The organism is Ruegeria sp. L11 (assembly GCF_056531755.1).
The window spans coordinates 1-9,962 of the sequence record NZ_JBQFMI010000031.1; the positions used below are offsets into that span (position 1 = coordinate 1).

The window sequence follows — 9,962 nt, forward strand, 5'->3', positions numbered from 1 at the left end:
GCGAGGAAGCTAACGAAACCAAATACCAGGAGGGTCAACTTTGGACGCCGATTACCCCAGTACAGGGGTCAATTTTGCATGCCGGTTCACAATCTTGCGGATGGGCGTGTGAAGCGTGAGCTTTGGGATGAAATCGCGCCGCATTTCACATTCACGCCATCGGAAATCGCCGACTTCATCACTGTGAGCGACAACCGCGTGCACGAAGTAGATTTCGGCCGCGCCCGGGCCATTTGGGAGAATGAGAAGGAAGGCTTAGCTGACCGTGTCGACTTTGCCAGGCGGATGGCGGCGAGAATTGCAAAAGGCCGCCACCATCGTGAGGTCGCGCCGGGTCAAAAGATGCAAGGCCAGCCGCAGGCCAGAGACATCCTGTTTCGGCTTTGCCAAGAAGAACTACCAGACATTCACAGTCTGCACCTTGGCGCTGCAATAGAGACCCGATCTGTGGCCCGCGATGGTGTGGGCGGAAACAAAAGGCCTTCCAAACGGAAGATTGTAAAGCCGCCAACAGATGCCGAATACGCGATGCTCGATGCCGAACAAAGTGCAAAAAGCAAACATTGGCGTAACGCTGAAGATATGTGGCGGTGCCCGTGCTGCGAGCGCACCAAAAGAGAGATTTGCCGACGCTCTAATCGCGGGAAATGGACAGCCAGGATTCACCGTTTTGAATGGTTCGATATTGAGGTTGACGCAGAGCAACTTTGGCAGCGTCGACTTGACGGAGCGGGGGACATCGTCATTTCCGGACCGAAATACGAGCTGATTTGCCAGGACTGCCGAGAAATCGTCGCCAAACAAAGACAGCGACGAGCGGACCTGGACGCCCGGGCACTAACACTGGAAAATCTGCGAGAATTGGCAACTCCGGCCACGGCAAACGTTGCTCACGACGTGAACTTCGAGAGTGTCGAAGAATTGATCACCAACAACTCATCGCTTCTAGAAGCGATTGCCGAATTTGAAGACCACCAGCGTCGGGCCGCAGATGCTCGCATCAAACAGATCAAGCTAAGGAAAGCTGGCTGTACCGCTTCAGAGGCGCGCGACCTTATCGGCTACGAGATAGCGAAGGCGCGGGATTGGGAGCTGGAAGAGGGTGACGACCACGCGGACTGGCTGCTGGCAGAAGCGGCCCGCCTTGGCCCAAACTAGGGACACGAGGTGGTCTAATGGGTAACCGGAAAAATGAAACGACCCAAATTCTCCAACAACGTCGTTCGCTGGCCATCCTACGATTCCTGAGCCGGTCTCCAGAGTATCGATCTAACGAAGATGTGCTCATGGACTGGCTACGACACCTCTCGTTGACATGCACGCGCACAGAATTGCGTACACTTGCATCGTTGCTCGAAGAAGTCGGGCATCTTCATTCAGAAACTGTGGAGGAGTTGCAGATCCTGAAGTTGACGGAGAAAGGACTAGAGACAGCTGAGGGCAAGGCGATTTCAGAGGGAGTAAAACGACCAGAGCCTGAGTGCCCTTATTGAATTGCCAGGTACAGGGGCCAACCTGCAAACATGATGACATTGCCTTCGCCGTTGGGAAAGGAACGGCCTACTAAATTCATGAAAAATATGGATTTATCGAGAAACTCTCCGTAATGTCGAAACGATCCATTGTATTGCGGTTTTCCTAAGATCCTAAAGGATACGCTCGCTACCGGCCTTCACTGGAAACGGCAAAGTTTGGATTTCCGTGTGAAACGCGGCCTGATTTGTAAGAAAGACATTTAGACAATCTACGAGGCAAACATGACAAACTCCGGATCTCGATGGCTGCGATGGGAACCGCATATCCACGCGCCGGGGACAGTTCTCAACGACCAGTTCAAAGGAGCGGATAGCAGAGAGCAATATTTTGCGAAGATTGAGGCCTCCATCCCGCAAATTCGCGCCCTCGGCGTAACAGATTATTATTTGCTGGACACCTACGAAGAAGTTCGCGCGGCTAAGGAGGACGATGGCCGACTGTCTGGCGTGGATTTGATTTTCCCAAACGTCGAGCTTCGACTGGCATTTGGGACGGTCAAAGGCAATTGGGTCAATTGCCATCTGCTCGTGAACCCAGAAGATCCAGATCATGTGCAGGCGACACAACGGTTTCTGGCGCAACTGACCTTTGATTTTTCCGGCGATCGGTACACCTGTACCCCCGAGGATCTCATGCGGCTCGGGACGAAGGTCGACAGCAAGCTGACCGGGCGAGCTGCACTCGCCCGAGGAGCCACTCAGTTCAAGATCAGTTTTGAGCAATTGGTGGAAGTATACCGGGCTGTCGATTGGGCAAAACAGAACATCCTTATCGCTGTCGCGGGCAGTGGCAACGACGGCACCTCCGGCATGCGAGGTGAATCTGAAGGCGCCCAACGCCAGGAAGTCGAAAAGTTCGTCCACATCGTATTTTCGAGCAGTCCAAGTCAGAGAGATTACTGGCTGGGCAGGAAGACGTCAGAGAGCGACATTCGAGAGCGTTATGGCGCACTCAAGCCGTGCCTTCATGGCAGCGATGCTCATGACACAGCAAAAGTGGGTGCTCCCGACGGTGATCGTTTCTCCTGGGTTAAGGGCGGGGCCCATTTCGATACTCTCAGGCAGGCGGTCATTGATCCTAGTGGGCGGGCCTATGTGGGGGCAGCAGCACCCATGCGCGCGACACCTTCGCAGGTGATTTCACGAGCGACCATTCTGGGAGCAGATTGGGCGGTCTCGCCACAGGTTGATCTGAACCCAGGCTTGGTCGCTATTATCGGAGCACGTGGCTCTGGAAAAACTGCCCTCGCCGATGCGATTGCTGCAGGTTGTGATGCGGCATCTCTGAGCTTAAGCTCGGCATCCTTCCTGGTCCGTGCCGGCGATCTGTTGCCGGGCGTTAGTGTGAAGATCGATTGGGGTAGCGGCGATCCGTCAGAACGCGATCTCCTCGATTACGAGTATGATCCCGAACTTGAGGGACGGTTTCCCAGAGCGCTTTACCTTTCGCAGAAATTCGTTGAAGAGCTCTGCTCGGCCGATGGAATGACAGATGCGCTGTTAGCGGAGATCGAGCGCGTCATTTTTGAGGCTCATCCAGAAAAAGACGGAACGTTCCGATTTGATCAATTGCTCGAACTCCGTGCAACCCGCCATCGTTTGGCGCGTGATCGTCAGGAAGAAGCAATCGTTTCTCTTTCTGATCAGATCGGTGCAGAGCGAGAGAAGCGGTTAAGGATTGAAGGTCTCAAGCAACAGCTCAGTCAGAAAGGGCGCCTGGTCAAGGGGTTGGAAACTGACCGGGACAAGCTCATCGTCAAAGGCAGCGAGGCCCGGGCAAAGAGGCTCACTGTCATCGCCAATGCAGCCGAGAAAGTCCGCTCCAATGTGCGTTATTTTGTGAAACAGGAAACTTCGCTGTTATCGCTACAGGACGAAGTCAAAGCGTTTCGAGAAAACAAGGCACCTGAGGCCTTGCGCGCGACGAAGGCCGATTTCGTTGCTGCCCATCTTGAAGAAAGCGACTGGGATGCGTTTCTCCTAGAGTATCACGGCGACGTCGATGCGGCGCTTAAGGCAAAACTCGCAACGGCACAGCAAAGCGCCAAGTCCTGGCGGGGAACCACACCAGTGCCGATGGCGGATATCAATCAGCCCTACCTTACTGATGAGGCGGATCCGGAGAAAGCGTCTCTTGCCATCCTGGAAGCCGAAGCCACGCGTCTTCAAAACCTCATCAACATTGACACCGAGACCGCCCAGAAATTTGCCGGACTTGTAAAACGGATTGCTGGTGAGAATACGCAAATTGAGAACCTGCGAACTTCATTGACCGACTGTGAGGGGGCCGCGGAGCGAATGCGAACGCTCAGCCAAAGCCGACAGCAGGCATATGTAAATGTGTTCGCTTCCATCATCGCCGAAGAGCAGGTTTTGCGCGACCTCTATCAGCCGTTGGTCGACCGGCTGCAAGCTGCACAAGGCACGCTGCAGAAGCTCTCGTTCTCGGCCACTCGAAAGGCCGATGTCCGCGCGTGGGCTTCTGACGGAGAAGAATTGTTCGATCTGAGACGGGCAGGGGATTTCAAGGGCAAACGCTCGATCGAGCAATGGGCGAACACCCATATCAGAGCAGCTTGGGAGACTGGAGATGTCGCATCAATTGATAAGGCACTCCAACATTTCACGGAGGAATGGCAGGACGAGTTGATGGCCGTCGCCAATGTTCCGGCCGACGACGCGGCGGCTTATCGGAACTGGTTGATGCGTTTTGCAAAATGGCTGTTCAGCACAAACCATATCCAGATCGAATACGGCATCGACTACGAAGGGACAGACATCACCAAGTTGTCGCCCGGCACGCGCGGTATCGTTCTTTTGCTTCTCTATCTTGCGCTCGACGAAGCCGACCAACGACCGCTCATCATTGACCAGCCGGAAGAGAATCTTGATCCCAAATCGATTTTTGATGAGCTCGTCAGCTTATTCGTTGCGGCAAAGGCGAAACGGCAGGTCATCATGGTCACTCACAACGCCAATCTCGTCATCAACACTGATGCTGATCAGATTATTGTCGCGACGGCCGGGCCACACAGCCCGGGCGAGTTGCCTCCGATCACATATCAATCCGGCGGTCTCGAAGATGCGGATATGCGAAAACATGTGTGCGATATCCTGGAGGGGGGTGAAAAGGCGTTCAAAGAACGCGCACGACGTCTCCGGGTGCGACTTGAACGATAACCAGACTCAGGCGGGCCCCAACGCTCGTGTCGACTACAGGATTTCGGAACAATTTCCATGAAACCAGACCCAGGAACAAGAGGACAGAATGAGTTTGCAAGCTGGTGTGAGCCAGAAGGGTTTCACGCCCAAAGGTCCGATCCTGACCGTCTTGGTTGGGATTTCATGCTTGAAGCCGATCCGCACCGCTGTCTGGACCGACCCCTTGATAGCCAAAATGACCTTCCGAAGTTTCTCGTACAGATAAAAACGACGGAACAGACCAGAGCCGCTCCGCGCATTAAGCTTTCGGCCTTAAAGCATCTGGTCGACGCGGATCTGCCGGCGGCTATCGCAATCCTCTATTATGAAAAGAGAGGGCGGCGATCCAAACGATGTGTGATTGTGCCAGTTGATGACGCTCTTATCACCGACACCTTACTCCGTGTCCGCGAACAAGAAGCCAAAGGAAACCGAGACATTCATAGGGTCAAAATTCCTATTCCTATGGATCGTGCAAAGGAAATCGGCTCAGACGGGCACGGATTGTCGAGTGTCCTGCATAGCATCTTGAGTGGCTCCCCCAATAGCTACGCTGTTCACAAGAAACGGATACGGGAGACCTGCGGCTTCGATGAGCAACCAGTCATCAGCCGCTTTTTTATTCCTGGGGAAAATGCCCGCCATAAGTTTGGTGATCTGTTCCTTGGCGGCAAAAGACAGCTTGAGATCAATCACCTGACGATCGAGCAGCGACGGTTTGGAATACCGCTGAGCAATGATCAAATCTACCTCCGGGACGCCATCCTCGAAATGGAGGCTCCAGCACTTCTTTCTGCGTCAATCGAGATTGAGGCCGATACTGGAGAATGGTCGGCAGTTCCCGTCGATGTCTTCATCCCACCTCCATTTTCAACCGACGATGAAATGCCGAAAATTCGGCTCGCGGATCGGAACCTCGAGGTCGTCCTTGATTTTCAGAAGGAGTGGGCTGGCGTCACGTTCGATTACGATGGTAGCCGGACGGTTGATCTGGAAGAGGCCGTGAAGATCTACGAAATCGGCGCAGTCCTGGCACAACCAAAAAAGAAACTGACAATTCAGGTCCAGGACGCTCGAATGACCTTTCCCATCATCGAAGATGAAGGCCCGTTCAAGCATTGGATTCCTGTAGCACCGATGTTGCGTCGGATTTTAACTGCAATCAATAAATCCTCGCGCAATGTTCGGGGGGCCATTCGATTGGAGACCTTCAATGAATGGGTAAGAACGCATACGGACTTGCTGTCATTGGGTTCGATACCAGATGGACAACTGATTTTTCCACGATGGCCGGACGACGGAATCGTTGACGAGGTTGAGCAGATCCTAGCCCCGATATCTGTTGATCTGATGGGTGTTCAGTATGCAGCTCTCATCGAAGTACCTATTGCTTCTGTCGCGCGAGATGACAAAGAAGTAACGATTGTTACAGGGCAGCCTGGCGTTGTTGATGACGTCATCCGGGCGCCAGGTGCCGACATATCCGACTTCGTGGACCTGTCGGTCGAAGCTTTCAAGCGCCGCAAGGGTATCGCAGGGCCCGTGCTCATTTCCGGCGGCTTTGAGACCTAGTTGCGCAAAGAAAGAGATATCGAATTGTCTATGGAAGCCACAAACACGAACATGACCGAAGCAGAGCTTGAAGCGCGGGCCAATCAGGTTCTTCAGCTGGCGCTTCCATGGCTAGATCCCAAGTCAATCCGGCATCAGTTGAGTTTCTCGTTCAAACTTGGGCACAAAATTGTACCGATTGATGGGTCCAAGACGTCGCGACGCCAAGGGCGCGTCGACATCCTTATCGAACGCGGGCAAGAGCGCGTTGCTATCCTTGAACTTAAGCGTCCGGACAAAGCACTCAATCAAGCCGATGTAGATCAAGGCCTCTCCTATGCGCGGGTGCTACATCCCCGCCCACCGCTTGTCATTGTCTCCAACGGACACGATACGCGGACCTTTGCTGCCCATGACGGTCGAGAGCTAGGTGAGGGTGATCGCGATGAGGCAGCATTCGTCGAACTCAATAAGGCCGCGCTAAAGATTGCAGAGTCTGATGTTCACAACGCCATCACCTCGCTCATGGGGCCTGACTCCAACGTTTGGATGTCAGCAGTAAGAGCGGCAAGCCAGGAAACACTTGACTCTCTTTCGGGGGAATTAGGTGACCTCCAGGCGACTTTCGTCAAGGGATTCCACTTTCCTCGCAAGGCGACCACCTCCGTCATTGAGGCTTTGCAGGGCAAGCACAGGGTGGTTGCGGTTGAAGGTGCCCCCCTCATCGGAAAGACACATGTTCTTGGCGAACTGACAACTGCCACTTGCGACAATGACGACATGGCTGTGTTGTTCGTTGAGGCGTCGGGAAGCGCCGCAGTTGGAATCGTTGATGAAATCACGCGCATACTCAGTTCGACTCTCGGTTGGCAGATTTCTGTTGCAGACGTCAGGCAGTGGTTGGCCAAGCTTGGCAGCGCGACCGGCCCACAACTCGTCATCGCGATTGATGGTCTTGGACTTGAACATAACGTTGTCACGAGAGAACTGGAGGCGTTGACCGCTCACTCTTACGGGCAGCGTCTGAAGTTCGTCATTGAAGCCGACACTGCTGTTGTCGATCGGCTGTGGTCCGGCGAGACGCGGCGTAAGGCGACTGTACTCGCCCGCCGTGGTACGCGAATTTGCCTTGAACCACTCGATGACGAAGAATTCAGCCGTGCCTGCCAAGTTATGGACAAGAATGGCGGCCAGTTTATGCGTGGTGCCGCCCGAGCCGAAGAATATCGCCAACCCTGGCTGCTCCGATCACTGCTTGCTAGCACCTTTGATGATCCCAATCGTCCTGATGAGGCGACGGCATTACTTCCACCATTGCTCAGCGTCGGCTTGTTCAACCATGCACACCAACAATTTGAGCACGATACTCTGATTGAACAGGCGGCGACGTTCGCCCGCGCAGTGCTCGACGACTACCAGCGTCGCGATCGTTCACCTGACCTTCAGCTTCGATCAATGCACAGCTTTTTCGTACGCAAGAACGTCTTGCGCCAGCATGCCTCGGATGAAGAACGCAAAGCTATGTCTCTTTCAGGCCTTGTGGGATCGACCCTTAGTACGAGTAACCGTGCATTGATGTTCGGGAGGATACCAGAGCTCATCGCCACGGAGCTGGCTCGGGAAATAGCGGCTGAACTGAACGAGCGGTTCAATGATGAAAATAGCGATGAAGGTGACACGGCTCGCTGGTTTGTGCGTGTTGTTTCAGTCCTACCGATGGGCGACGTGATTGGAGCGTGGGCTTTGATTGGCTGCGCTGACTTGTGCTCTGGCATACCGATTCCGTTCATTAACAGGCTGCTCGAGTGCCGCCCAACCTCGCGTCCCCTCAACGCTGGTACAAAAGCAGTGATGTGGGTGCCTGAGATCGGGCAGATAGACATGACAGTGAATGAAGATGGGACTGCAGTTTTCCGGTCCCCTGGACCGTCACAAGCGCATACTCGAATTGAAATCGCTTCCGACGAGTTGGGAGTCACCTATGACAATCTCGACGCGTGGCTGGTCTTGTCGCACGTCGCATCCGTTCCAATTGGTGCATTTTCGGCTGATGAGGACGGCGTTTTTGGGTTATTCGACGCCGCACTGCTTGGATTGGTGGGAACGAGTTCAATTCCATTGCGGCGTGTAACGATCGACCTGGAGAAGTCCGGCATGCATTTGCATAACGCTCCGGGGGGAGCGAGCCTCGTATGCAGCAATGAAGGCATTATCGAGCCTATCACTTGGTCGATCTTCCGTTTTCTGAACCGACACGGTGACAACGCTGAGGACTGGCTTGACGACGTGCTTAAGCAACGTTCGGCACCTCTACTCAGCCGTTTATCGATCGCATTGCGCCAATTGGCATTGATTGACCCTGACAGCACACGCGGGACATGGGCCCGTGACCGGCTTCAAAGCGCGGTCCTGCCAGCACTCAAAGACTCGATGCGAGGTTAGCCGCAGCGAAAGGACACTACGACCGAAGAATGCGAATTCGACCAGAGCCAGATCGATCATATGCAGCGAATGACCGGAAAGCGGGCTGCGCCCGCAGCATCGGGATTATAGGTTGGGTGTCGGTTCTGGGGCGAAACCAAATAATTAACATAATAATCATTATGATCGTTAATAAGTGCAACCGGTGCGCGCTACCCTGAAGTGAGACTCCTGTTAGAAACCAATGGGTTATCTAATGAGGAGATCATGGCATGGGTACAGTGTATTCTCAACTCAGCATCAAAGAACGTCAGCGAATTGAGCGCTGGTGGCACGCGAAAGTCCCTGTTCGAGAGATGGCACGTGTGTTGAAGCGCTCGAAAGCCACTATCCATCGAGAGATCAAGCGGAACTTCTTCTCGGATCCGTGTCTACCTAAATGTGATGGCTATTACGGCGCGTCTGCGCATCGGAAAGCAGCGGATCGACGCGCCAGGCAACGAAAACTGATCCGCCATCCTGAGTTGCGCAAGCGTGTGATCGAGCGGCTGAAGAATGGCTGGACGCCAGAACAAATCGGCAATCGAATGATCTATGAAGGCGCCAAGCTGCGCGTCTGTCAGGAAACGATTTACCGCTACATCTATTCCAGCGAAGGTATGGCCGACGAGCTTTGGTGGTATTTGCCTGAGCACAGAATGTATCGTCGCCCTCGCCGTGCAAGGAAGCGCCAAGCACCCAAGTTTGACCGCGAAATCAGCATCCTGTTTCGCCCCGACGACGTTGCTCATCGCCGCCAGTTTGGCCATTGGGAAGCGGATCTAATGCTGTTCAAGCAGGCTCTTGGCCAGTCAAATGTTACGTCTCTGGTCGAGCGCGTCAGCCGGTTCACAGTGCTGCTGAAGAACCCGAACAAGCGCACCAAACCCGTGATGGGCAAGATCATGAAAGCCGTCCGCGACTTGCCCCACCTGGCGCGCAAATCCATCACATTTGACCGCGGCCCCGAATTCGTCAGCTGGCCGCATCTTCAGGCCGAGATCGGGACGCAAACGTGGTTTTGCGATCCTTCAAGCCCGTGGCAGAAAGGCACCGTCGAAAACACCAACCGCAGGGTGAGGCGCTGGCTTCCCCGCAAGCGCGACATCACGGCGGTCTCAGATTGAGCTACCCCCTGAATTTCGGACACTGACGTAAGCTACGATTTGTTGTTTGCTGATCTTCGACGAAGAGGAGATCAGAGATGTCGAAACG

Annotated in this window: 5 protein-coding genes and 1 pseudogene; all 6 read left to right on the forward strand. The window is 54.2% G+C overall.

Annotated features, from left to right (window positions below; all coding sequences use genetic code 11):
* Positions 1-108: 108 nt before the first annotated feature.
* Positions 109-1,158, forward strand: coding sequence for a hypothetical protein (locus tag ACR0CE_RS20200; RefSeq protein ID WP_480833580.1), 1,050 nt, complete (start codon positions 109-111; stop codon positions 1,156-1,158).
* A 17-nt stretch (positions 1,159-1,175) separates the two neighbouring features.
* The gene (locus ACR0CE_RS20205; RefSeq protein ID WP_480833581.1) at positions 1,176-1,493 is read left to right on the forward strand and encodes a VpaChn25_0724 family phage protein; all 318 of its coding nucleotides are present in this window, start codon (positions 1,176-1,178) and stop codon (positions 1,491-1,493) included.
* 264 nt (positions 1,494-1,757) lie between these two features.
* Positions 1,758-4,715, forward strand: a complete 2,958-nt coding sequence (locus ACR0CE_RS20210; protein ID WP_480833582.1) for a TrlF family AAA-like ATPase — start codon at positions 1,758-1,760, stop codon at positions 4,713-4,715.
* A gap of 57 nt (positions 4,716-4,772) precedes the next feature.
* Entirely contained in the window at positions 4,773-6,308 is a 1,536-nt protein-coding gene (locus tag ACR0CE_RS20215) for a hypothetical protein (protein ID WP_480833583.1), read from the forward strand.
* A 51-nt stretch (positions 6,309-6,359) separates the two neighbouring features.
* Positions 6,360-8,729 carry a hypothetical protein gene (locus ACR0CE_RS20220; RefSeq protein ID WP_480833584.1) on the forward strand — a complete coding sequence of 790 codons (2,370 nt, stop codon included), beginning with the start codon at positions 6,360-6,362 and terminating at the stop codon, positions 8,727-8,729.
* 251 nt (positions 8,730-8,980) lie between these two features.
* Positions 8,981-9,871, forward strand: a pseudogene (locus ACR0CE_RS20225) (IS30 family transposase); the annotation flags it as partial.
* Between the last annotated feature and the right edge of the window lie 91 nt (positions 9,872-9,962).

Coding starts and splice junctions, on each gene's coding strand:
- ACR0CE_RS20215 (WP_480833583.1), top strand. CDS start 4,773: ATGAAACCAGACCCAGGAACAAGAGGACAGAATGAGTTTGCAAGCTGG.
- ACR0CE_RS20210 (WP_480833582.1), top strand. CDS start 1,758: ATGACAAACTCCGGATCTCGATGGCTGCGATGGGAACCGCATATCCAC.
- ACR0CE_RS20220 (WP_480833584.1), top strand. CDS start 6,360: ATGACCGAAGCAGAGCTTGAAGCGCGGGCCAATCAGGTTCTTCAGCTG.
- ACR0CE_RS20205 (WP_480833581.1), top strand. CDS start 1,176: ATGGGTAACCGGAAAAATGAAACGACCCAAATTCTCCAACAACGTCGT.